Origin of the sequence: Streptomyces venezuelae, from assembly GCF_008642315.1 — a bacterium.
GTDB lineage: Bacteria > Actinomycetota > Actinomycetes > Streptomycetales > Streptomycetaceae > Streptomyces > Streptomyces venezuelae_D.
On sequence record NZ_CP029192.1, the window covers coordinates 8,203,948 to 8,225,152 of the forward strand.

Here is a 21,205-nt window from a genome sequence, read left to right on the forward strand (position 1 = left end):
GAGTCCAGGATCTTCCCGACGGACGCCGGATCCTACCGACGGCTTCGGAACCTCCCGACGGGCGCCAGATTCTCCCGACGGACGCCGGAACCGGCCTCGGCGTCCGTCGGGACCGGCTCGTCTCAGCGGCCGCCCGCGACCAGGAGCGGCGCGCCGCCCGGTGCGGAGGCGGGCCGTCCGTTCGCCGCCGGCACACCGGACAGCGGCGACGCCGGGATCCGCGGCAGCAGCCCGCGCGCGGCCAGCTCGGGAATCACGCCCTCGCCGAACCAGTACGCCTCCTCCAGGTGCGGATAGCCGGACAGTACGAAGTGCTCCACGCCGAGCGCGTGGTACTCCTCGATCCGGTCGGCGACATCGGCATGGCTGCCGACCAGCGCCGTGCCCGCCCCGCCGCGCACCAGACCGACACCGGCCCACAGGTTCGGCGAGATCTCCAGCTTGTCGCGCGAGCCGCCGTGCAGCGCGAGCATCCGCTGCTGGCCCACCGACTCGCTGCGGCCGAGCGCCTCCTGGGCCGCAGCGATCGTGTCGGGGTCGAGGTCGTCGAGCAGCCGGTTCGCGGTCGCCCAGGCGTCGGCGGCCGAGTCGCGGGAGATCGTGTGCAGCCGGATGCCGAACCGGACCGTGCGGCCCTCCTGCTCGGCGAGCCCTCGGATCCAGTCGATCTTCCGCTTCACCTGCTCGGGCGGCTCGCCCCAGGTCAGGTACACATCCGTGTGCCGGGCCGCGACCGGCCCCGCAGCGGCCGACGAGCCCCCGAAGAAGATCTCCGGCAGCGGATCCGGCGGCAGCGCGGTGAGCCCGCCGTCGACCTGGAAGTGCTCGCCCCGGAAGTCGAACGGCTTGCCGCCCCACACCCCTCGTACGACCGAGAGGAACTCGTCGGTGCGGGAGTAGCGGCGGTCGTGGTCCAGATGGTCGCCGAACCGCCGCTGCTCGGTCGAGTCGCCGCCCGTCACCACGTTCAGGAGCAGCCTGCCGCGGGTGATGCGCTGGTACGTCGCCGCCATCTGCGCGGCCAGCACGGGGGAGATGACGCCGGGGCGGAACGCCACGAGGAACTTGAGCCGCTCCGTGTGCTGGGCGAGCGCGACCGTCGTCAGCCAGGCGTCCTCGCACCACGTACCGGTGGGCGTGAGCACGGCCTCGAACCCCAACTGCTCCGCGGCCTTGGCGATCTGGGCCAGATACTCGATGTCGGGCGCGCGCACGCCGCTCACCGGGGTGACGCGGGAGCGTGTGATGCCTCCGTCGGTGTAGGCGTGCCGGTCGACGAGGGTGCGGCCGTCGCCGCCCGTCGGCAGGAACCAGTGCAGGTGGACGTTCATGGTCAGGACTCCTTGCGGTACGAGCGCGGCTCGGTGGTGGAGGGCGGCAGGTCGCCGTTGAAGCGGGTGTCGACGAAGTCGCCGAAGTCGATGCGGCGCGGGATCAGCTTCAGATCGGTGAAGGTGTCCGCGATCTCCTGCTCGGACGCGATGACGTTCTTGTCCACGGCCACCTGGACGCGGGTGCCGTTGGTGCGCTTGACGGCGTCGAGCGCGACCTCGTAGGGGAGGCCGGTGTCCCGCGCCCAGACCTTCGCCCACGCCTTGGGGTGCTTGTATACCCAGTCCTGCGCCCTGCGGAGCCGGTCCAGGTAGTCGGAGATCGCGGCGGCCTTCTTCTTGTCGGCGAGGGCGCCGGGCGCCGCCGCCTGGAAGGCGAGGCCGTTCGACAGCCCGTCGCCGTCGGTCAGGACGCGGCCGGTCTTCGCCCGCAGGACCTGCGAGGTGTACGGGTCCCAGACGGCCCAGGCGTCCACCTTGCCGCTGGTGAACGCGGCGAGCGCGTCGGCCGGCTGCAGATACTTGACCTGTACGTCCTTGAAGTCGAGCCCGGCCTTCTTCAGGGACGCGACCAGATTGAAATGCGCGGACGAACCCTGCGCCACGGCAACGGACTTGCCCTTCAGCTGCTGCGGCTTCTTCAGCGGTGAGTCGTCCGGCACGAGGATCGTGTCACCGGCGGCCGCGCCGTGGCTCGCCGCCACCACGGAGATCTTCGACCCCGCGCCGGCCGCGAAGACGGGCGGGGTGTTGCCGATGCCGCCGATGTCGACGGCCTTGGCGTTGATGGCCTCCAGGAGCGGCGGTCCGGAGGTGAAGGTGGACCAGCGGATCTTGTAGTCGAGGTCGTCGAGCTCTCCGGCCGCGCGCAGCACGGCCTCCGAACCGCCCTTCTGGTCGCCGACGTTGAGGGTCAACGACCCCTTTCCGTCGGTGCCGCCGCCCGAGCCGCCGATGGAGCTGTCGGCGGACGAGGTGCCGGAGCAGGCGGCGAGCAGCAGGGCCAGGGGGAGGAGCAGGGCGGCGGGGGCGGGGCGTGGTCGTCGCATGGCGGTTCCGTTCGCTTCGGTACGTGGGGACGGGCGGCGGTGCGTGGAGCGGGAGCGGGAGAGGGAGCGGGAGAGGGGGGATCAGGGGGCGGCGGCTTCGGCGGGCACCTTGGTGGACTCCTCGGCGGACGAGGCGGGCACGTCGATGGGCGCCTCGACGGACCCCTTGGCGGGCGCCTCGACGGACCCCTTGGCGGGCGCCTCGATGGACCCCTTGGCGGGCGCCTCGACGCCGAGGCGTTCGAGCAGCTCCGCGCGGAGCTCGCCGAAGCGGGGGTCGGAGATGCCGCGCGGCCGTTCCAGGTCGATCTCCGTCTCGTACGCGATGACGCCGTCGTCCATGACCAGGACCCGGTCGGCGAGGAGCACCGCCTCCTCGACGTCGTGCGTGACGAGGAGGACCGCGCATCCGCGCCGCTGCCACAACTCGTCGACGAGACGCTGGGCCTTGATGCGCGTCAGCGCGTCCAGCGCGCCGAACGGCTCGTCGAGCAGGAGCAGATCAGGCTCGCGCACCAGCGCGCGGGCCAGCGAGGCGCGCTGGGCCTCGCCGCCGGACAGGGTCTTGGGCCAGGCGTTGGTGCGGTGCTTCAGGCCCACCTCGGTCAGGGCCTGCTCGGCGACGTCCCGGTCGGGCCTGCCCGGCAGCCCGAGCAGCACGTTGCGCCACACCCGCTTCCACGGCATCAGCCGGGGCGCCTGGAACGCGACGGCCTTGCGGCGCGGCACGAGCACGGTGCCCTCGATGTCACGGTCGAGCCCGGCGAGGATGCGCAGCAGTGTCGACTTGCCGCAGCCGCTGCGGCCGAGGAGTGCCACGAACTCGCCGGGACGCACGTCGAGGTGCAGGTCGTCGATGACGGCACGACCGTCGAAGGTGCGGGTGAGGCCGTCGACGCGGACGGCGGAGGACACGGAGGGCACGGAAGGCACAGTCGTGGTCACCGGCCGGTGAACGTCGGTCGCCATTGCAGCAGCAGCCTTTCGAGGGTTCGGACGACGAAGTCGGCCGTCAGGCCGAGGAAGGCGTAGACGACCAGGCAGACGACGATCACGTCGGTGCGCAGGAAGTCGCGGGCCTGGACCATGAGGAAGCCGAGACCGGCGTCGGCGTTGACCTGCTCGGCGAAGACGAGGGCGAGCCAGGAGATGCCCAGCGAGTAGCGCAGCCCTGTCATGGCACCGGGCAGCGCGCCCGGCAGGATGACGTGCCGCACGAGGCCCCACCGCGACAGGCCGAGCGACTCCCCGGCCTCGATCAACTGGGCGTCGACGCCTCGGATCCCGGCGTACACGTTGAGGTAGAGCGGGAACGAGACACCGAGCGTGATGATCGCGATCTTCGGTGCCTCGCCGATGCCGAACCAGATGATGAACAGCGGGATCAGCCCGACGAACGGCACGGTGCGCAGCATCTGCACGCTGGCGTCCACGAGGTCCTCGCCGATGCGGAAGAGCCCGGAGACGAGCGCGAGCGTCGTCCCGACGACGGTCCCGAAGAGCAGCCCGAGCGCGACGCGCTGCAGGGAGACGCCCATCGCGTTCTGCAGGGATCCGTTCTCGATGAGATCGCCGGCGACGCGGGCGACGGTCCCGGGCGAGGCGAGCACGTCACCGGCGAGTACGCCGGTGGCGCTCAGGACCTGCCAGAGCGCGAGCAGCGCGAGCGGTCCCGAGGTGCGGCGCAGCCAGCGGGGGACGCGGGCGCGGCGGGTGGAGGAGGGGACGAGGGCTTCGAGTTCGAGCTCAGGCTCAGGCTCGGGCCCGGTCTCAAGCTCAGGATCAGAACCCGTTTTAGGGGATATGTCGGGTGAGGATGGATGCGGCGGGGCGTGACTGATGCTCACGGGGGCTCCACGGGGGGAGAGGCAGACGTGACGGGGTCACCGGCGGCCGAGGCGGCGGCTCGACCGCGAGGCCGAGCCCGGACCCGAGCTCAGGCCCCGCATGCGGACACGCGGGAGCGGCACGGGTTGCTCAACGGCAGGAACCGGGAGAGAGGAGAACGCGAAAGCGGGGAAAGGGCGTCAGCGGCCGCGACGACACGCGGAGGAGGCCACCCGCAGCAGGTCGATGTGACCGCGCGTGGTGAGCAGGGCTGAACGCAACATGCGGCAGAACGTAGCCACTTCGTCAGCGCACGGTCAATGGCGTCTCGAAAGGCGGACTCCCGGTATCAGGGAATGGGAGCCGGCGTGGGGGAGGATGGACCCATGCCCGATGCGTTCACCACCCGAGTCCTGCAGGTCACCACCGGATCGACCGAGGTCGTCCGTGATCTCACCGCCGACTGCGAGGCCTTCCTGCGCGAGGCGGCCGACGGCCGCGACGGCCTCCTCAACATCTTCGTCCCGCACGCCACGGCGGGCATCGCCGTACTGGAGACGGGGGCGGGCAGCGACGACGACCTGCTCGCCGCGCTGCACACGCTGCTCCCCGCGGACGACCGCTGGCAGCACCGCCACGGGAGCCCCGGCCACGGCCGCGACCACGTCCTCCCCGCCCTGGTCCCGCCCCACGCGACCCTGCCGGTCGTCGAGGGCCGGCTGGAGCTGGGGACGTGGCAGTCGGTGTGCCTGGTCGATACGAACGTCGACAATCCGGAGCGGAAGGTGCGGTTGTCGTTCCTCGGTTGAGGGTGAGGCACCCTGTTCTCTCGAACCGAGAGCCGGGAGAAGGGGGCAGGGGCCATGCAGAGCTCACCGGAGCAGGAATCGGTCGAGTTGCCGTACCGGGTGGTGTCGGAGCCGGAGTGGAACGCGGCCGCCGCGGCCACCGCATCGGTCGGAGTGCATCCGAGCGAGGAACTCGCCGAGGTCGTCGTGGTGTCGGGCCCCTGCCCGCGCTGCGAGCACCACACGGTGTTCTCGGAACGGCTCGTGGCCTACTCCGACATGCTCGGCGCGGGCTCCGGACGACGCGGCCTCCTCGCCCGCGCCCTCAGGCGGGCCGCGGCCCGCGGCGGTCGGCGCGACATCGAGGTGATCTGCTCGTGCGGCGGCGCCCACCCGGACGCCGGGGAGGAGTCGGGATGCGGCGCCTCCTGGGTGCTGACCGTGGAATGGGGGCAGTGAGGTGGCCATACGGGTCACGGCCGGACCGGCGAGCACCCCGGCCGGACGACGGCGGGCCGAGGAGGCGCGCCGCCTGCTCGACGAGGAGCTGTCCAGGGTCCGCCAGCAGGCGGAGAGCTGGCGCAACGGCCTGGCCGCGCTGCTCGCCCTGCTGACCACGGTCGGTGTGGTCAAGGGCCCGGACAGCATTCAGGGGCTCACGGCGGGTACGCGTCGTACGGTCGGGATCCTGCTGCTCGGCGGCCTGGCGCTCGCCGCACTCGGCGCCTTCCTCGCCATGCGGGCGGCCTTCGGCATGCCTCGGCGAAGGCTCGCGGAGGCTTCCCTGGAGGAACTCCTCGTCCGACAGCGGACCGTCACGCGCCGGGCCGTGACCGATCTGCGGCGTGCGATCGTCGCGGGCTTCACGGCGCTCGCGGCGGTGACGGCTGCCGTCGGACTGACCTGGTACGGAGAGCGGGTCGCCGCGCCGGGCTTCCGGGTGGTGGAGACATCGGGCACCGCACGCTGCGGCGAACTCCTCTCCATGGATGAGAAGTTCGTGCGGATCCGGGTGAGCGGAGCCGAGGAGCGGCGGATTCAGCTGTCCCGTGTTGTCTCGGCCAAGCCGGTGCCCGGGGGCTGTCCCAAGCGGTGAGAGGCAGGTCGCCCGGGTCTCGTGGTTCGGGACGGTCAGGTGTCAGGTCCAACGGGCGTCCGGCGTGTGGCCGGTGCGGCGCAGTTCTTCCACGAGGGGTGCCGTGTGCTCCCACAGCACGGCGACAGTTTCCTCGATGCTCTGCGCTGCTTCGACGTACAGGTCGGAGTCCTCAGTGAAGGTATTCGTCAGGGTTTCGCGCAGCATCTCGCGGCGCAACCAGGCAGGGGGGTGCGAGCCGTTCCGCTCGTCGGCGTCGGCGTCGGCGTCGGCGTCGGCGTCGGCGTGGGTGTGGGTGCCCGCGGACGCGTCGGGTGCCTCGGCCCCCGTCGTGAACAGGTTCCGGGCGTTCTCCAGGACCTCGCACGCCAAGAGGAACAGTTCGGCGCCGATGTGGCCGTAGAGGCTGGGTTCCTCCTCCGACGACGTGGTCAAAAGCGCGGCCCGCCAGCCGAGCTGATCCGCCACCAACTCCTGCTGCCAGGACCATTCGACCTCGTCGAACTCCAGGTCCTCGTCCCCGAGCAGCCGCCGTCGGCCGACCTTCTCGGACAGATGGCCGGCCGCGATGTGGCCGTACTCGTGGCCGAGCACGAAGCATTCCATCGCGTGGAGCAGGTGGACGGCCGTGTGGTTGATCCTGCTCGGCGCGAAGTACTGCGGTGCCCGGTTCGGGGAGCCGTGCAGCAGATAGGCCAGCACGACCTCCCTGAACCGGAGGAGTGCTTCGGGCGAGTTCTCGACGATGTCGCGCACCCGGTCCTGGCTGCGGGCGAAGGCGGTCTGTCCGTCACCCGCCTTCGGGAGGGCATAGGCGACAGCCTTGCTGAACAGCAGAAGATAGGTGGGCAGTTCGTCCTCGAACAGCACGATGTGCTCGGACGAGCCCGGCACGCGCAGGGTGACCGCGTTGATCTCGCCGGTGGCGAGCGAGCCGAGGACCGGCCGGGCGAAGGGGCCGGTGAGGTGTTCCTCGACCGTGTCGGCGAGCGAGTGGATCAACTGGTGGATCCCGCGGTCTTCGTGCGGCCCCGCCGGGGGCCAGTGCGCAGGCGGATTACGGAAGCGGTCGAGGACGTCGCCGCGAGGACCCGGGAACCCTTCGAGGTTCATCTTGTCGACGGCCACATGCATGAGGGAGGCGGCACGCTCCGCGTCGAAGCCCCTCTTGCCCCGCGCGGTGGCCACCTCCGCCTGTACGTCCCAGAGAAATCGGAGGGCCCGGCTCGGCTCCTTCGTCACGGCCCTTGTTCCGTCGCGCATCCCGGGCACCGCCCCCGATACGTCACCTCCGCCGCGGAGACCGCGTAACCGAACCGTTCGGAGTCCGGCAGGTCGCTCAGGGGGTCACCGGAGGGGTGGACATCGCGGATCGTGCCGCAGCCCGAGCACACCAAGTGCTGGTGCGGGCGGTGCGCGTTGGGGTCGTAGCGTTTGGCGCGGCCGTCCGTGGTCACCTCGATCACCTCGCCGAGCAGGACGAGTTCGCCGAGCGTGTTGTAGACGGTAGCGCGGGATATCTCCGGCAGCCTGGCGGTGGCCTGGGCGAGCACCTCGTCGGCGGTCAGGTGGACGTGTTCGCCGGCGAGCACCTCGGCGACCACGCGGCGCTGGGCGGTCATCCGCCAGCCGCGTCCGCGGAGCCGTTGCAGCAGGTCACTCATGGCCACCAACCCTCACTGTGCAGAGTCCTCGCGAATGAATACGCGTGCGCCTGTCTGTCGTATTGACTTGGATTTCGTCCATCGTAGGATCGGATCCGGCTGGCAGCCAAGGGTCAGGGCAACGGCAGGAAATCACACGTGACTTCACCGGAACACCTCACGTCACCGGATCGCCTTCCGACCCGCGCGTGCACCCGCACCACCACCCTCAGCTCCTGAGCACCGCGATCCGCCCCTCCGGAAGGATTCCCACATGACCGAGAACCACGACGCGATCGTCACCGACCCCAAACCGGAGGAGACGGGCGGCTGCCCGGTGGTGCACCGCGCGCCGCACCCGACGCAGGGCGGTGGAAACCGGCAGTGGTGGCCGGAACGGCTCAACCTGAAGATCCTGGCGAAGAACCCCGCCGTGGCCAACCCGCTCGGTGAGGAGTTCGACTACGCCGAGGCGTTCAAGACCCTCGACCTGCCCGCCGTGAAGCGGGACATCGCCGAGGTGCTCACGACCTCCAAGGACTGGTGGCCCGCCGACTTCGGCAACTACGGCCCGTTCATGATCCGCATGGCGTGGCACAGCGCCGGCACGTACCGCATCAGCGACGGCCGCGGCGGCGCCGGCGCCGGCCAGCAGCGCTTCGCCCCGCTCAACAGCTGGCCGGACAACGCCAGCCTCGACAAGGCCCGCCGACTGCTGTGGCCGGTCAAGAAGAAGTACGGCCAGTCGCTCTCGTGGGCCGACCTCCTGATCCTCACCGGCAACGTCGCCCTGGAGACGATGGGCCTCAAGACCTTCGGCTTCGGCGGCGGCCGCGCCGACGTGTGGGAGCCCGACGAGGACGTCTACTGGGGCCCCGAGACCGACTGGCTCGGCGACGAGCGCTACACCGGCGACCGCGAGCTGGAGAACCCGCTCGGCGCGGTCCAGATGGGCCTCATCTACGTCAACCCCGAGGGCCCCAACGGCAATCCGGACCCGATCGCCGCGGCCCGCGACATCCGTGAGACGTTCCGCCGGATGGCGATGAACGACGAGGAGACCGTCGCCCTCATCGCGGGCGGCCACACCTTCGGCAAGACCCACGGCGCGGGCCCGGCCGACGCGGTCGGCGACGACCCCGAGGCCGCGCCCATGGAGCAGATGGGCCTGGGCTGGCGGAGCACGCACGGCACGGGCGTCGGAGCCGACGCGATCACCAGTGGGCTCGAGGGCATCTGGACCGACACCCCCACCACATGGGACAACAGCTTCTTCGAGATCCTCTTCGGCTACGAGTGGGAGCTGTTCAAGAGCCCCTCGGGCGCGCACCAGTGGCGGCCGAAGGACGGCGCGGGCGCGGGCACCGTCCCCGACGCCTTCGACGCGACGAAGAAGCACGCGCCGACGATGCTGACGACCGACCTGTCGCTCCGGCTCGACCCGGTCTACGAGCAGATCTCGCGTCGTTTCAAGGAGGACCCCGACGCGTTCGCGGACGCGTTCGCGCGCGCCTGGTTCAAGTTGACGCACCGAGACATGGGCCCGATCGTGCGCTACCTCGGCCCGGAGGTCCCGAGCGAGACGCTGGTGTGGCAGGACCCGCTGCCCGAGGTGACGTACGAGAGCATCGACGCCGCGGACGTCACGGCTCTCAAGGAGCAGATCCTCGCCTCGGATCTGTCGGTGTCGCAGCTCGTGTCCACGGCGTGGGCCGCCGCGTCCTCCTTCCGCGGCAGCGACAAGCGCGGCGGCGCGAACGGCGCGCGGATCCGTCTGGAGCCGCAGCGCGGCTGGGAGGTCAACAACCCCGACGAGCTGGCGACGGTCCTCCGCGGCCTGGAGGGCATCCAGGAGTCCTTCAACTCGTCCCGCACGGACGGCAAGCAGGTCTCGATCGCCGACCTGATCGTGCTCGCGGGCGGCGCCGCCGTCGAGCAGGCCGCCAAGGACGCCGGGTTCGCCGTCGAGGTGCCCTTCACGCCGGGCCGCGTCGACGCGACGCAGGAACAGACCGACGTGGAGTCGTTCGCCGAGATCGAGCCGGCCGCGGACGGGTTCCGCAACTACGTCGGCAAGGGCAACCGTCTGCCCGCCGAGTACCTGCTGCTCGACAAGGCGAACCTGCTGACCCTGAGCGCCCCGGAGCTGACCGTCCTCGTCGGCGGTCTGCGCGTCCTCGGCGCCAACCACCAGGGCTCGAAGCTCGGCGTCCTCACCGCCCGCCCCGGCACCCTCACCAACGACTTCTTCGTGAACCTGCTCGACCTGGACACGGAGTGGAAGTCGACGTCCGAGGCACAGGACACGTTCGAGGCCCGCGACGCCTCCGGCGCCGTCACGTGGACCGGCACCCGCGCCGACCTGGTCTTCGGCTCCAACTCCGAGCTCCGCGCGCTCGCCGAGGTCTACGCGAGCGACGACGCGAAGGAGAAGTTCGTACGTGACTTCGTCGCGGCGTGGGTCAAGGTCATGGAGCTGGACCGGTTCGATGTCGCGTGACACGAGCGCCGGTTGAACGGTGGCTCGGCTGACTGACCGGCGCGCCCAGGATGGCCCTCTGGACGCGCCGGGCCCGGCCGATCACCACCACGTCGGGCGTCGGCCCCTCGCGGATACCAAGGGTGCTGTGGCGAGGTCGAGGCGGCCCGACGTGACGTTGTCGAGATGCCGGTCGATCTCCTCGTCGGTGGCGAGCCCCGCCGAGACCAGCTGTGCGCGGATGTGCCGCACCGTCGCCGCCTCCAGGACGTCGCAGGCCGGGGACGTGATCGGGAAGTAGGCGTCCGCGGTGACGTCGGTGAGGCCCGACTCCCGCAGCAGGCGGGGGAGTCTGCGGCCGTAGGACAGGTCGGCCCCGCGGGTCGCGAGCAGGGAACGGAACCCGGTGCGCAGCCTGTTGGCCAGTACCTGCTCGGGTCCGTACTCGTCCAGGCAGATCAGTGGCTGAGACGCCGGATCCGCGTCCTCGAGGAGCAGCCATCCGCCTGGCCGCAGCGCGGAGACCATCGAGCGCAGGGCCCGCTCCCTGTCGGCCACGTGGACCAGGACCAGCCGCGCGTGCACGAAGTCGTAGCCGGTCACCGGCGGGTCGTCCCGGCCCACGTCGTGGCGACGGACCTCGACGACGTCTCCCGCGGCCCCGGAGGCCCAGGAGGTGTCGATGTCGGTCGCCAGCACCCGGCCCGTACCGCCGACCCGGTCGGCCAGCCACGTCACCACGGAGGGCCCGCCCGCCCCGACTTCCCAGCACTTCCACCCCGGAGCGATGCCCAAGGCCTCGACGTGCCGGAAGGTCACCGGGTCGAAGAGCTCGCTCAGCGCGTCGAAACGGATGCCCGCCTCGGAACGCGCGTTGTCCAGGAGATAGCCGTGGTCGATGGGGGTGTCGCGGCCGGCAGGGCCGGCGGGGGTGTCGGATGTGGGTGTGGAGCCTGTCATGGGGCGATTGTCCCGCCGATATTCGGTGCCGTGCCGGGCGGCCGACGTGCAGACTCGTTCCCATGGCGGACATGTGGGCGTTCAGGGACGCGGTCGGCGACTGGGCGGCGGGTGGTCCCGGTGGGCCCGCGAGTGATCTGGCGGCGCGGCTGGGGCTGCGGACCGCCGTGTTGCTGGAGGGGCCCAGCGACCTCGCGGCCGTCGACGCGCTGGCCGCGCGGCGGGGGCGGGATCTCGCCGCCGAGGGAGTGTGCGTCGTACCGATGGGCGGGGCGATGAGCGTCGGGCGGTACGCCGGGCTGCTCGGGCCGCCCGGTCTCGGCCTGCGCCTGACGGGGCTGTGCGACGTGCGCGAGCAGGGTTTCTACGATCGCGGTCTCGAGCGGGCCGGGGCGTCGCGGCGGGACATCTATGTCTGCGCCGCGGACCTGGAGGACGAGCTCATCCGCGCGCTGGGCACGGCGAGGGTCGAGGAGATCGTCCGGGACGAGGGCGACCTTCGGGCCTGGCAGACTCTGCAGCGGCAGCCCGCCCACCAGGGCACGCCGCGTCACCAGCAGTTGCGGCGCTTCCTCGGCACCAAGAAGGGACGCAAGATCCGTTACGGCGGTCTGCTGACGGAGGCCCTCGCCCCCGGAGAAGTGCCCGCCCCGCTCGAAGGACTCCTCGCGAGCGTGTGAAGCGTGGACCTGGCACAGGACCCAAGCGGATATGATGGGAGACATAAGGCTGCCTTATGAGGTCATAAATCAGACCCGCCTACTTACTTAGGCTTGCCTTAGTTTAGGCTTTCCCTCGAGTCACTCCATCACCGCTCGAAGGGAACCCCAACATGCCTCGCCCTCTGCGGGTAGCCATTGTCGGAGCCGGCCCCGCCGGTATCTACGCCGCCGACGCGCTGCTCAAGTCCGCAGTGGCGGTCGAGCCGGGTGTGTCGATCGACCTCTTCGAGCGGATGCCGGCGCCGTTCGGCCTGATCCGTTACGGCGTCGCCCCGGACCACCCCCGCATCAAGGGCATCATCACGGCCCTGCACCAGGTGCTCGACAAGCCCCAGATCCGCCTCTTCGGCAACGTCGACTACCCGCGCGACATCAGCCTGGACGACCTGCGCAGCTTCTACGACGCCGTGATCTTCTCCACGGGCGCCACCGCCGACCGCGCGCTCGACATACCCGGCATCGACCTCGACGGCTCGTACGGAGCCGCGGACTTCGTGTCCTGGTACGACGGGCACCCCGACGTGCCGCGCACCTGGCCGCTGGAGGCCGAGAAGGTCGCCGTCCTCGGCGTCGGCAACGTGGCGCTCGACGTCGCCCGCATCCTCGCCAAGACCGCCGAGGAACTGCTGCCGACCGAGATCCCGGCGAACGTCCACGAGGGGCTCAAGGCCAACAAGGCGCTGGAGGTCCACGTCTTCGGCCGCCGTGGCCCCGCGCAGGCGAAGTTCAGCCCGATGGAGCTGCGCGAGCTGGACCACTCGCCGAACATCGAGGTCATCGTCGACCCCGAGGACATCGACTACGACGACGGCTCGATCGCGACCCGGCGCGGCAACAAGCAGGCCGACATGGTCGCCAAGACCCTGGAGAACTGGGCGATCCGCGACGTCGGCGACCGCCCGCACAAGCTGTTCCTGCACTTCTTCGAGTCGCCCGTCGAGATCCTCGGCGAGGACGGCAAGGTCGTCGGCCTGCGCACGGAGCGCACCGCCCTCGACGGTACCGGGAACGTCGAGGGCACCGGCGAGTTCAAGGACTGGGACCTCGGGGCGGTCTACCGCGCCGTCGGCTACCTCTCCGACGAACTGCCCAAGCTGCCCTGGGACGTCGCGTCCGGCACGGTTCCGGACGTGGCGGGCCGGGTGATCGAGGAGTCCGGCGAGCACCTCCGGTCGACCTACGTCACCGGGTGGATCCGGCGCGGCCCGGTCGGCCTCATCGGCCACACCAAGGGCGACGCCAACGAGACCGTCGCGAGCCTCCTCGACGACCGTGAGAACGGCCGACTGCACACGCCCGCGTCGCCGGAGCCGGAGGCCGTCGACGCCTTCCTCGGTGAGCGCAACGTCCGCTTCACCACGTGGGACGGCTGGTACCGCCTCGACGCCGCGGAGAAGTCCCTCGGCGAGCCGCACGGCCGTGAGCGCGTGAAGATCGTCGAGCGCGAGGACATGCTGAAGGCGAGCGGCGCGTAACGCTCCGCGGTGTGAACCCCTGTGTGCGCAGGCGAGTTGGTGGGTCTCCCTCCTCAACTCGCCTGCGCACACTGCTGTAGGGCTACTTGCCTGTGCTGAGCGGCACGTCCAAGCGAGCGCGGCGGTGACTGAACGCGGCGATGGAGTGCGGGCCGTGATAACTGCCCATGCCGCTCTCGCCGACCCCGCCGAACGGCAGGTCGGACACGCGCAGATGGGCCATCGGCAGTCCGAAGCCCAGTCCGCCGGACGAGGTCTCGGTGGCGAGGCGGTGCCGGGTCGTCTCGTTCTCCGTGAAGCCGTACAGGGCCAGCGGCTTGTCGCGGTCGTTGATGAACGCGATGGCCTCGTCCAGGTCCGCGACCTCCACGATGGGCAGGACCGGGCCGAATATCTCCTCGGCCATGACGGGGTCGTCCGCCGTCACGCCGGTCAGGACGGTCGGCGCGATGTACACGTCGCCCCGGTCGGTCCGCCCGCCGAACACCGTCGTACCCGAATCGAGCAGGGCGCTCACGCGGTCGAAGTGCCGCTCGTTCACCATCCGCCCGTACGCCGGTGAGGACTGCGGGTCCGCGCCGAAGAGACGCTCCACGGCCTCCGCGAGCGCGCCTGCGAGGGCGCGGGCGGTGCCCGGGTCGGTCAGGACGTAGTCCGGCGCGACGCAGGTCTGCCCGGCGTTGCGGAACTTGGCGTCGGCCAGCCGGGCGGCGACGGTGGCGACGTCGGCGTCACGGTCGACGAACACCGGCGACTTGCCGCCCAGTTCCAGGGTCACGGGCGTGAGGTGCTCGGCGGCGGCGCGCATCACGATGCGGCCGACCGTGCCGTTGCCGGTGTAGAAGATGTGGTCGAAGCGCTCGGCGAGCAGTGCCGTGGTCTCGGGAATGCCGCCCTCGACGACCGCGACGGCCGCGGGGTCCAGGTACTCGGGTACCAGGCGCGCCATCAACTCCGAGGTCGCCGGGGCGAGTTCGCTCGGCTTGAGGACCACGGTGTTGCCCGCGGCGAGTGCTCCGGCGACCGGTACGAGGGAGAGCTGGACCGGGTAGTTCCACGGGGCGATGACCAGCACGGTGCCGAGCGGCTCGTACTGCGTGCCGGCCGTGGACCCCTCGGGCAGTCCGGCGAGGGAGGCCTGGTCGAGCCGCTGCGGCTCCAGCCACTGTGCGAGGTGCGCCAGCGTGTGGTCGATCTCGTGCACGGGCAGGTCGACCTCGGCGCCGTACGCCTCGGGGCGGGGCTTGTGCAGGTCGCTGTGGAGGGCGTCGGCGATGGCCTCGCGGTTCTCGGTGAACAGCGCGCGCAGCCGGGTCAGCTGCTCCTGACGCCAGGCGAGGGGCCGGGTGCGGCCGGTGGCGAAGGCGGCGCGGAGCCGGGCGACCAGGGCGGCGGTCCGGTCGGTGAGGGCGGCGTCGGGGGTGGTGCTGGTCGTGCTGGGCGTGGTGGTTGTGCTGGTCATGCGGGAAATCCTCAGGAGTACTTGGTGCGGTGCGGTGTGTTCTTGGTGATGCGTGACGCGTGACGCCTCATGCGTTACGAGTTGCCCGTGGTGCGTCATCCGTCCCGTGCCGGGGCCGCCGTGCCGAGCAGGCCGACGGCGAGGGCCTCGGTGGCCGGGGCCAGCAGCCCGCGGGGCTCGGGCGCCCCCTCCAGGCCGACGACCAGCGCCACGCAGATGTCGGCGGCCTCGCCGGGCGTGGCGCCCGCGACCGTGCCCGCCTCGCTGAACAGGCCGGTCAGCACCTCGCGCAGCTCCCCGGTGAACGCCGTGCAGATGTCCCCGAAGAGACGGGCCTTCCCGTCGAGCAGCTCCGCGCCGTGCGGGGAGTCTCCGGCGAGCTGGAGGACGAGGTCGAGCTTGGCGGCCAGGACGCCGTGCAGTCTCTCCGGGTACGGGGCGTCGGCGGTGGCGGCCTCTCTGGCCCGCCGGAGCGCCTGCTCGTGGAGGCGTCCGGCGAGCCTGCGGAAGGCGTCGTCCTTGCCGCGCACGTACTGGTAGACGGCGGACCGGGACACGCCCATGGCGGAGGCGATGTCGTCCATCGTGGTGCGTCGCGCGCCGTACCGCGTGAGGCAGTCGTAGGCGGCGTCGAGGACCTCGTCGAGCCGGTCGGTGCCCATGACTCAGGCCAGCTTCCCGAGCAGCTCGACGGCGAGCGGCGCGGAGGACGCGGGGTTCTGGCCGGTGACGAGGTTGCGGTCGACGACCACGTGCGGGGCCCAGGGCTCGCCCTCCTGGAAGTCGGCGCCGCCCTGCACCAGGCGGTCCTGGAGCAGCCACTTCGCCCGGTCGGCGAGGCCGGCCTGGGTCTCTTCGGCGTTGGTGAAGCCGGTGAGGCGGTAGCCCGCGAACGAGGGCAGGCCGTCGGCGGAGACGGCGGCCAGGAGCGCGGCGGGGGCGTGGCAGACGATGCCGAGCGGCTTGCCCGACTCCAGGGCGGTGGTGAGCAGCCTGCCGGACTCCGCGTCGACGGCGAGGTCTTCCATGGGGCCGTGGCCGCCGGGGTAGAAGACGGCGGCGTAGTCGTCGAGGTTCACCTCCGCCAGCTTGACCGGGTGCTGGGGCTCGGTGAACGCGGCGAGCGAGGCGGCGACCTTTTCGGCGCCTTCCTGTCCGCCGTTGACCTCGGGAGCGAGGGAGCCGCCGTCGACGGTGGGGACGACGCCGCCGGGCGTGGCGACGACGATCTCGTGGCCTGCGGCCTTGAACGCCTCGTACGGCGCGACGGCCTCCTCGGCCCAGAACCCGGTCGGATGCCGGGTTCCGTCGGCCAGGGTCCAGTGGTCGACGCCGGTGACTACGAACAGGATCTTCGACATGGGGGGCCTCCGATGAACGGGATGGGCGGGGTGGTCGGGCGGTCGGTCTGACGTTCTGGGTGCAGAACGTCAGGACGGCGATGTCCCCAACGTAAATCCATCGGACATAGGGAGCCAATGACAAAACGAATAGGAGGTATCGGAAAACCAATGGCGGCCTCCGCGGCCGTTCAGTCGGCCTGCCGCCGCCCCGCGACCAGCGGGCCGACCACCCGGGTGCCCGGACCGACGCGGCCGCCCGGCCCGGGCAGGTGGGTGGTGTTGTCGACGGTGAGCGCGCCGCCGCAGCGCGCGCACACCGTCACCGGCTCCGTGTCGTGCCCGCACTCCACGTGGTGCAGGCGCAGGGGCGGCCCGGACCCGCCGCTCTGCCAGCGGTCCCCCCACCGCATCAGGGCGAGCAGTACCGGATACAGGTCCGCGCCCTTCTCCGTCGCCACGTAGTGCTCGCGCGGCGGATGGTCTTGGTAGCGCTCACGCCGCAGGACGCCCTCTTCCACCAGCCGCGAGAGTCTCGCCGCGAGCACCTTGCGCGAAATGCCCAAGTCGTGGGCGATGTCATCGAAGCGCGTGACGCCCATCAGGACGTCCCGCATGATCAGCGCCGTCCATGCGTCGGCGAACAGGTCGGTCGCCCGGGCGATCGAGCAGGCCACGTCGGTGAGGGAGGTTCGGGTCACCCCTCGAGGCTATCCGAGTTCCCTTAAGACACTAGAGTTGGGTTCCCTAAGGGAACCAATCGGGAGGGTGTCATGGCTCCGCTCATCGAACTCAACTCGCTCGCACCTGACGCGGTCGACGGCCGGCACATCCGGGCCCTCACCTTTCAGCAGGTGCGCATGGAGTACTTGACGACGGTCCTCCAGCGGCTCGGTGTGGACCCGGCCGGGCGCCGCGCCCTGGTCATCGGGAGCGGGCGGGGCCTCCTCGCGCGCGGGCTCGCCGGACTCGGCTTCGACGTCGTCGCCCTGGATCCCGCAGCCCGGGCGACCGACCTTGCCCGACAGGCCGCGGGTGACGAATCCGTCGAGTACGTGACGGCGCCCGCCGAGGATCCCGGCCTCTCCGGCCGGCGCTTCGACGTCGTCTTCTGCACGGACACCTTCGAGATCACCGGCGATCTCGACGCGGTCGTGGCACGCGCCTCCGAGCTGCTGCTCCCCGACGGTGTCCTCTTCTACGACACGGTCAACAGGACGCCCGTGTCCCGCCTCATCTACCTCGGTGCCTTCCAGTCCCTGCCGCTCACCCGGATCATGCCCGGCGACCGCTACACGAACGATCGGTTCCGCACCCCGCAGGAGATCGCGGCCGCGCTCGCCGCGCACGGCCTGCGCAACGAGGACATCTGCTCCTTCAAGCCCAAGAGCGTGGTCGGCCTGGTCCGCGCCACCATCGCCCGCCGCGGCGGAAAGATCACCGACGAGGCGATCCCGCGGATGACCGACTTCGTGCTGGAACCCGAGGGCAAGCCCGTCGTCACCTATCTGGGCCACGCCCGCCCGCAGGCGAGCCAGGGAGAGCCAGGGGGCCGGGGAGCCTGAGCGAGCGGAAACGCTCGAGACGCGCACGGTCCGCCTCGAGAAACGCACGCGTCCGCCTCGAGGCACGACGGAAGAACGGGGTGTTCGGGCTCCGGACGGTGCTGCGGCGGCTGCGTGCGGAACCATGGGGCCGCGTCGGGGCGATCCATGCTCGCGGCGCGACGCGGTACGGGCCGTGAGGCCCGGCCGCGTGGTCGACGGGGAAGGGGAAAACGGTGACAAGATCCGCTGCCCAGGGCGGAAGCGTCCACGCTGCCCGGGTGTTCAGGGTCCAACGGGCCTTCACCGAGCTCGGCGGGCCGGCGCACGGCCCCGGCGAACTCGCCGAGACGACCGGTCTCGACGACTCCACGGTCCACCGGATCCTGCAGTCCGGTGTCCACGACGGCACGTTCGTACGGGAGTCGCGCGGCCTGTACCGGCTCGGCTCCGGAGCGGCGCGGCTCGGCCTGAAGGCGCTGATGCACGAACCCAACGCCGCGGTGGCGCACGCGGCGTTGGAGGAACTGCGTGAGGAGACCGACGGCGGCCTGGTGTTCCTGTTCGTCCTCGCCCCCTTCGGAGGCGCCAGGAAGCAGTGCCTCGACATGGCCGTGGGCGACTCCGACCTCACCGAACTGGGCATCGGACACCGCGCGTTGCTCTCCATCTCCCAGTCGCTGCGCACCGGCGCCTGCGGCCGGGCGATCCTCGCCCACCTGCCCGAGGTCATCCAGGACCAGGTGCTGGCCGAACCGCCGCCCGGGGAGGCGGGCCCCGGTGCCTACCGCGACGACGGCGAGCTGCGCACGTCGCTCCAGGACATCCGGCAGTCGGGGTACGCCGTCGAGAGCGAGGAGTGGGCCCGCGGCTGGAACGGCTGGGCCGCTCCCGTCAGTTGGGACGGTCTCGTGATGGGGTCCGTCCTGGTTCTCAGGCCCGAGGGCGCCGGGCCACGACGGCCCGCCGCCTGCGTCCAGGCCGTCATGGGGGCCGCCGCGCGCTTCACTCAGGCGAGCGACTCCGGGGCCTGGTCCTCCAGGGTTCCGGCTGCCCGCGGGCACCTCTGACGGCTGACCGCGGCGGCCCGCGGGACCACGGGAGTCCGTGATGCCGCCCCGGACGTGCGCTCGCGGGAGGTCAGCCGCACCATCACGTCCTTGAGCGGCCTGAGCGAGATCACCGGCGACCCGTACCCCAGCGAGTCGCCGGGGATCATGCTGACCTTGAACCGCTGGTTGATCATGGCCACGATGGTCCGCAGTTCCAGCAGCGCCATGGTGTTTCCGACGCATTGGCGCGGTCCGGCCCCGAAGGGGAGGTACGCCATGCGCGGGCGTTCCCGTACGGCCTCGGGCGTGAAGCGGGTGGGGTCGAAGGCCAGGGGGTTCTCCCAATGGCGCGGGTTGTGGTGGGACACCAGCGGCGAGAGGAGGATCGAGGAGCCCGCCTCGATCGCATAGCCGTCCAGAGTGTCCGGGCCGACAGCGGCCCGCGGGAAGATCCAGATCGGCGGGTGCATCCGCAGGCTCTCGTCCACCACCATCCGGGTGTACGCGAGGGCTTCGGTGTTCTCGGCGTCCGGCAGCCCGCCTCCCAGGACCTGGTCGATCTCACTGTCCAGTTCCTCCTGCACCGCGGGGTGGTTGGCGATGGAGAGCAGGGTCCAGCAGAGCGACACCGCGGTCGTCTCATGACCCGCGAGGTAGATGGTCAGCAGCTCGTCACGGATCTGCTGATCGGTCCAGGGCTCGCCGGTGACGGGGTCCTTGGCCTGTTCCATCAGGGCCATCAGCGGGCCCTCGCCGGTCTCCGCGTGGCTCTTGCGCACATCGGCCACGATCTTGTCGAACACGTGGTGGATACGGGCGATCTTCTGCTTGCGGTCGGTCGGCAGCCAGGACGGCAGCATCTCGGAGAGCGTGCCGCGGCGGAACATCACCTCGACCACGTCGTCGACGATCTGCTTGAGCACCCGCGACGACGGTTTGATGTCGTACGCGAACAGGGAACGGCTGAGGGTGACCAGGGTGAGCCGCAGCATCTCGGTCATCAGGTCGACGGGTTCGCCGCGCGCCGCCTTGCCCTCCCACTCGTCGAGCATCTCGCCGGTCGCCCGGACGATGTTCGGGATGATGTCGGGCACGGCGTGCTTCGAGAACACCGGCTGCACCGCACGGCGATGGCTCCGCCAGTACTCGCCGTCCGTGGTGAGCAGGCCCTTTCCCATCACCACGCCGAACTGCTCGTACAGCGGGCCGCGGACGTAGTTCCCGTGGTTCTTCACCAGCACCTGGTGCACCGCTTCGGGACCGGTGACCTGATGCACCGTCATCGGCCCGAGGCGCAGCCGCACCACCTCGCCGTAGTCGCGCTGCAGCCCCAGCAGGAACTCGGCGGTGTTGCGCCGCCAGGAGCTGAGACTGCCCACCAGAGGCGCCCCCTTGGGGCCGGGAGCCGTGGCGCCGACCGCGGTGGCGAAGGCGAGCGGCGAGTCGGCGGATGCGGTGGTCGTCATCGAGATTCTCCCTGCTGTCGGAGGTGCGAAGGGGCGGGCGCCGCCTGGCGGTCGAGTCTCCGCGGCACGGGAAAGGCGCGCCGCACGAAGAGGTTGTCGAAGACGACGTCGGGCGCGAGACGACGCAGCGCGATGGTGCTGCGGGCCAGGAAACCGACGGGGTAACGGGCGTGCGGGCGCCCGCTGCGCACGGCACGTTCCACGACCCGCGCGACATCGTCGGCCTGGATCGTGAAGGTGCCCGCCAAGGTGCGCCGGCTGCCGGTGTAGATCGCGTCGAAGTACTCGGCCGTACGCCGACGGAACTCCGCGTAGTCCTCGCTCACGGGCTTGAAGTTGGCGACGTACGTGGTCCCGAACTCCGTCGTGCGCACGGGACCCGGCTCGATGAGGACGACGCGGACGCCGAAGTCGGCCGTCTCCAGGCGCAGCGCGTCGCTCAGCGCCTCGACCGCGTGCTTGGACGCCTGGTAGTAGCCCCCACCGGGCACCGCGTAACGGCCGAAGATCGACGAGATGTTGACGATGGTGCCGCTGCGCGCGGCGCGCATCGCGGGCAGGACCATCTGACTGAGCCTGGCCAGCCCGAAGACATTGGTCTCGAACTGCCGACGCATGTCGTCGAGGCCGGCCTCCTCCACGACTCCCGAGAGGGCGTACCCGGCGCTGTTCACCAGGGCTCCGACCGACCCGTGCGCCGCCTCGACGGCGTCGACCGCGGACCGCATGCTCGCCTCGTCGGTGACGTCCAGGGGCAGGGTGCGGATGCCGTCGTCGGCCAGCGGCTTCAGCGTCTCGGGCCGCCGCGCCGTGGCGTAGACGAGCATCCCCGACCGGTGCATCCGCAGGGCGGTGGCCCGGCCGATACCCGAGGAACAACCGGTGATCAGTACGGGGAGCTGTGCCGTCATCAGAATCTCCTTCTCTGGACTCGCCCATTCGTCATAGGTCGGGCCCCGGCGCCCACAGGC

At 71.0% G+C, this 21,205-nt stretch carries 22 protein-coding genes; 8 read left to right on the plus strand and 14 right to left on the minus strand.

The window, feature by feature from the left end; translation table 11 throughout:
* Positions 1-122: 122 nt before the first annotated feature.
* The 5 genes from DEJ48_RS36270 to DEJ48_RS41180 all read right to left on the minus strand — a co-directional run bounded on the left by DEJ48_RS36270 (position 123) and on the right by DEJ48_RS41180 (position 4,491).
* Positions 123-1,331 (minus strand): LLM class flavin-dependent oxidoreductase, encoded by a 1,209-nt coding sequence (locus tag DEJ48_RS36270; protein ID WP_150220347.1) that lies wholly within the window; start codon positions 1,329-1,331, stop codon positions 123-125.
* Between the two features lie 2 nt (positions 1,332-1,333).
* Entirely contained in the window at positions 1,334-2,380 is a 1,047-nt protein-coding gene (locus DEJ48_RS36275) for an ABC transporter substrate-binding protein (protein WP_150220348.1), read from the minus strand.
* 81 nt (positions 2,381-2,461) lie between these two features.
* Positions 2,462-3,349 (minus strand): ABC transporter ATP-binding protein, encoded by an 888-nt coding sequence (locus DEJ48_RS36280; protein WP_150220349.1) that lies wholly within the window; start codon positions 3,347-3,349, stop codon positions 2,462-2,464.
* The gene (locus DEJ48_RS36285) at positions 3,322-4,227 is read right to left on the minus strand and encodes an ABC transporter permease (RefSeq protein ID WP_150220350.1); all 906 of its coding nucleotides are present in this window, start codon (positions 4,225-4,227) and stop codon (positions 3,322-3,324) included. The genes DEJ48_RS36280 and DEJ48_RS36285 overlap by 28 nt, the downstream gene beginning before the upstream one ends.
* A gap of 180 nt (positions 4,228-4,407) precedes the next feature.
* Positions 4,408-4,491 carry a putative leader peptide gene (locus tag DEJ48_RS41180; RefSeq protein ID WP_362638461.1) on the minus strand — a complete coding sequence of 28 codons (84 nt, stop codon included), beginning with the start codon at positions 4,489-4,491 and terminating at the stop codon, positions 4,408-4,410.
* A 102-nt stretch (positions 4,492-4,593) separates the two neighbouring features.
* Here DEJ48_RS41180 and DEJ48_RS36290 point away from each other — a divergent pair, with 102 nt between their 5' ends.
* The 3 genes from DEJ48_RS36290 to DEJ48_RS36300 are packed head-to-tail and all read left to right on the plus strand — an operon-like array spanning position 4,594 to position 6,091.
* Positions 4,594-5,016, plus strand: coding sequence for a secondary thiamine-phosphate synthase enzyme YjbQ (locus DEJ48_RS36290; RefSeq protein ID WP_150220351.1), 423 nt, complete (start codon positions 4,594-4,596; stop codon positions 5,014-5,016).
* Between the two features lie 54 nt (positions 5,017-5,070).
* Positions 5,071-5,454 carry a hypothetical protein gene (locus DEJ48_RS36295; protein WP_150220352.1) on the plus strand — a complete coding sequence of 128 codons (384 nt, stop codon included), beginning with the start codon at positions 5,071-5,073 and terminating at the stop codon, positions 5,452-5,454.
* Position 5,455: 1 nt separating this feature from the next.
* Positions 5,456-6,091: a hypothetical protein gene (locus tag DEJ48_RS36300; RefSeq protein WP_150220353.1), complete on the plus strand. Its 636-nt coding sequence runs from the start codon at positions 5,456-5,458 to the stop codon at positions 6,089-6,091.
* Positions 6,092-6,133: 42 nt separating this feature from the next.
* Here DEJ48_RS36300 and DEJ48_RS36305 read toward each other — a convergent pair whose 3' ends face one another.
* Together DEJ48_RS36305 and DEJ48_RS36310 are read right to left on the minus strand one after the other, a co-directional pair.
* Positions 6,134-7,333 (minus strand): hypothetical protein, encoded by a 1,200-nt coding sequence (locus tag DEJ48_RS36305; protein WP_150220354.1) that lies wholly within the window; start codon positions 7,331-7,333, stop codon positions 6,134-6,136.
* The gene (locus DEJ48_RS36310) at positions 7,330-7,755 is read right to left on the minus strand and encodes a Fur family transcriptional regulator (RefSeq protein WP_150220355.1); all 426 of its coding nucleotides are present in this window, start codon (positions 7,753-7,755) and stop codon (positions 7,330-7,332) included. Before DEJ48_RS36310 ends, DEJ48_RS36305 begins: the two co-directional genes overlap by 4 nt.
* A gap of 253 nt (positions 7,756-8,008) precedes the next feature.
* Between DEJ48_RS36310 and katG the strand changes: the two genes are divergently transcribed.
* Positions 8,009-10,234, plus strand: coding sequence for a catalase/peroxidase HPI (katG, locus tag DEJ48_RS36315; RefSeq protein WP_150220356.1), 2,226 nt, complete (start codon positions 8,009-8,011; stop codon positions 10,232-10,234).
* An 81-nt stretch (positions 10,235-10,315) separates the two neighbouring features.
* Here the strand turns inward: katG and DEJ48_RS36320 are convergent, their stop codons facing one another.
* Positions 10,316-11,173, minus strand: a complete 858-nt coding sequence (locus DEJ48_RS36320; RefSeq protein WP_150220357.1) for a methyltransferase domain-containing protein — start codon at positions 11,171-11,173, stop codon at positions 10,316-10,318.
* A 62-nt stretch (positions 11,174-11,235) separates the two neighbouring features.
* Here DEJ48_RS36320 and DEJ48_RS36325 point away from each other — a divergent pair, with 62 nt between their 5' ends.
* Together DEJ48_RS36325 and DEJ48_RS36330 are read left to right on the plus strand one after the other, a co-directional pair.
* Positions 11,236-11,853: a TOPRIM nucleotidyl transferase/hydrolase domain-containing protein gene (locus DEJ48_RS36325; protein WP_150220358.1), complete on the plus strand. Its 618-nt coding sequence runs from the start codon at positions 11,236-11,238 to the stop codon at positions 11,851-11,853.
* Positions 11,854-12,005: 152 nt separating this feature from the next.
* Complete coding sequence (locus tag DEJ48_RS36330) at positions 12,006-13,370, plus strand: FAD-dependent oxidoreductase (RefSeq protein ID WP_150220359.1); 1,365 nt, start codon at positions 12,006-12,008, stop codon at positions 13,368-13,370.
* A gap of 82 nt (positions 13,371-13,452) precedes the next feature.
* On the opposite strand, the gene DEJ48_RS36335 is transcribed toward DEJ48_RS36330, so the two are convergent.
* The 4 genes from DEJ48_RS36335 to DEJ48_RS36350 all read right to left on the minus strand — a co-directional run bounded on the left by DEJ48_RS36335 (position 13,453) and on the right by DEJ48_RS36350 (position 16,873).
* Positions 13,453-14,832, minus strand: a complete 1,380-nt coding sequence (locus tag DEJ48_RS36335) for an aldehyde dehydrogenase family protein (RefSeq protein ID WP_150220360.1) — start codon at positions 14,830-14,832, stop codon at positions 13,453-13,455.
* Between the two features lie 95 nt (positions 14,833-14,927).
* Positions 14,928-15,494: a TetR/AcrR family transcriptional regulator gene (locus DEJ48_RS36340; RefSeq protein ID WP_150220361.1), complete on the minus strand. Its 567-nt coding sequence runs from the start codon at positions 15,492-15,494 to the stop codon at positions 14,928-14,930.
* 3 nt (positions 15,495-15,497) lie between these two features.
* Positions 15,498-16,193, minus strand: coding sequence for a type 1 glutamine amidotransferase domain-containing protein (locus DEJ48_RS36345; protein ID WP_150220362.1), 696 nt, complete (start codon positions 16,191-16,193; stop codon positions 15,498-15,500).
* A 170-nt stretch (positions 16,194-16,363) separates the two neighbouring features.
* Positions 16,364-16,873, minus strand: coding sequence for a winged helix-turn-helix transcriptional regulator (locus DEJ48_RS36350; RefSeq protein ID WP_150220363.1), 510 nt, complete (start codon positions 16,871-16,873; stop codon positions 16,364-16,366).
* Between the two features lie 72 nt (positions 16,874-16,945).
* Between DEJ48_RS36350 and DEJ48_RS36355 the strand changes: the two genes are divergently transcribed.
* Positions 16,946-17,737, plus strand: a complete 792-nt coding sequence (locus DEJ48_RS36355; RefSeq protein WP_150220364.1) for a class I SAM-dependent methyltransferase — start codon at positions 16,946-16,948, stop codon at positions 17,735-17,737.
* Between the two features lie 260 nt (positions 17,738-17,997).
* Positions 17,998-18,786: an IclR family transcriptional regulator gene (locus tag DEJ48_RS36360; protein ID WP_223832324.1), complete on the plus strand. Its 789-nt coding sequence runs from the start codon at positions 17,998-18,000 to the stop codon at positions 18,784-18,786.
* Here DEJ48_RS36360 and DEJ48_RS36365 read toward each other — a convergent pair.
* Positions 18,726-20,234 (minus strand): cytochrome P450, encoded by a 1,509-nt coding sequence (locus DEJ48_RS36365; RefSeq protein WP_150220366.1) that lies wholly within the window; start codon positions 20,232-20,234, stop codon positions 18,726-18,728. The genes DEJ48_RS36360 and DEJ48_RS36365 overlap by 61 nt on opposite strands.
* Entirely contained in the window at positions 20,231-21,145 is a 915-nt protein-coding gene (locus DEJ48_RS36370; protein WP_150220367.1) for an SDR family NAD(P)-dependent oxidoreductase, read from the minus strand. The genes DEJ48_RS36365 and DEJ48_RS36370 overlap by 4 nt, the downstream gene beginning before the upstream one ends.
* Between the last annotated feature and the right edge of the window lie 60 nt (positions 21,146-21,205).

Excerpts from the sequence above, each read along its gene's own strand:
- DEJ48_RS36270 (WP_150220347.1), bottom strand. The coding sequence starts at position 1,331 with ATGAACGTCCACCTGCACTGGTTCCTGCCGACGGGCGGCGACGGCCGC.
- DEJ48_RS36275 (WP_150220348.1), bottom strand. The coding sequence starts at position 2,380 with ATGCGACGACCACGCCCCGCCCCCGCCGCCCTGCTCCTCCCCCTGGCC.
- DEJ48_RS36280 (WP_150220349.1), bottom strand. The coding sequence starts at position 3,349 with ATGGCGACCGACGTTCACCGGCCGGTGACCACGACTGTGCCTTCCGTG.
- DEJ48_RS41180 (WP_362638461.1), bottom strand. The coding sequence starts at position 4,491 with ATGTTGCGTTCAGCCCTGCTCACCACGCGCGGTCACATCGACCTGCTG.
- DEJ48_RS36290 (WP_150220351.1), top strand. The coding sequence starts at position 4,594 with ATGCCCGATGCGTTCACCACCCGAGTCCTGCAGGTCACCACCGGATCG.
- DEJ48_RS36295 (WP_150220352.1), top strand. The coding sequence starts at position 5,071 with ATGCAGAGCTCACCGGAGCAGGAATCGGTCGAGTTGCCGTACCGGGTG.
- DEJ48_RS36310 (WP_150220355.1), bottom strand. The coding sequence starts at position 7,755 with ATGAGTGACCTGCTGCAACGGCTCCGCGGACGCGGCTGGCGGATGACC.
- katG (WP_150220356.1), top strand. The coding sequence starts at position 8,009 with ATGACCGAGAACCACGACGCGATCGTCACCGACCCCAAACCGGAGGAG.
- DEJ48_RS36320 (WP_150220357.1), bottom strand. The coding sequence starts at position 11,173 with ATGACAGGCTCCACACCCACATCCGACACCCCCGCCGGCCCTGCCGGC.
- DEJ48_RS36325 (WP_150220358.1), top strand. The coding sequence starts at position 11,236 with ATGGCGGACATGTGGGCGTTCAGGGACGCGGTCGGCGACTGGGCGGCG.
- DEJ48_RS36330 (WP_150220359.1), top strand. The coding sequence starts at position 12,006 with ATGCCTCGCCCTCTGCGGGTAGCCATTGTCGGAGCCGGCCCCGCCGGT.
- DEJ48_RS36335 (WP_150220360.1), bottom strand. The coding sequence starts at position 14,832 with ATGACCAGCACAACCACCACGCCCAGCACGACCAGCACCACCCCCGAC.
- DEJ48_RS36340 (WP_150220361.1), bottom strand. The coding sequence starts at position 15,494 with ATGGGCACCGACCGGCTCGACGAGGTCCTCGACGCCGCCTACGACTGC.
- DEJ48_RS36345 (WP_150220362.1), bottom strand. The coding sequence starts at position 16,193 with ATGTCGAAGATCCTGTTCGTAGTCACCGGCGTCGACCACTGGACCCTG.
- DEJ48_RS36355 (WP_150220364.1), top strand. The coding sequence starts at position 16,946 with ATGGCTCCGCTCATCGAACTCAACTCGCTCGCACCTGACGCGGTCGAC.
- DEJ48_RS36365 (WP_150220366.1), bottom strand. The coding sequence starts at position 20,234 with ATGACGACCACCGCATCCGCCGACTCGCCGCTCGCCTTCGCCACCGCG.
- DEJ48_RS36370 (WP_150220367.1), bottom strand. The coding sequence starts at position 21,145 with ATGACGGCACAGCTCCCCGTACTGATCACCGGTTGTTCCTCGGGTATC.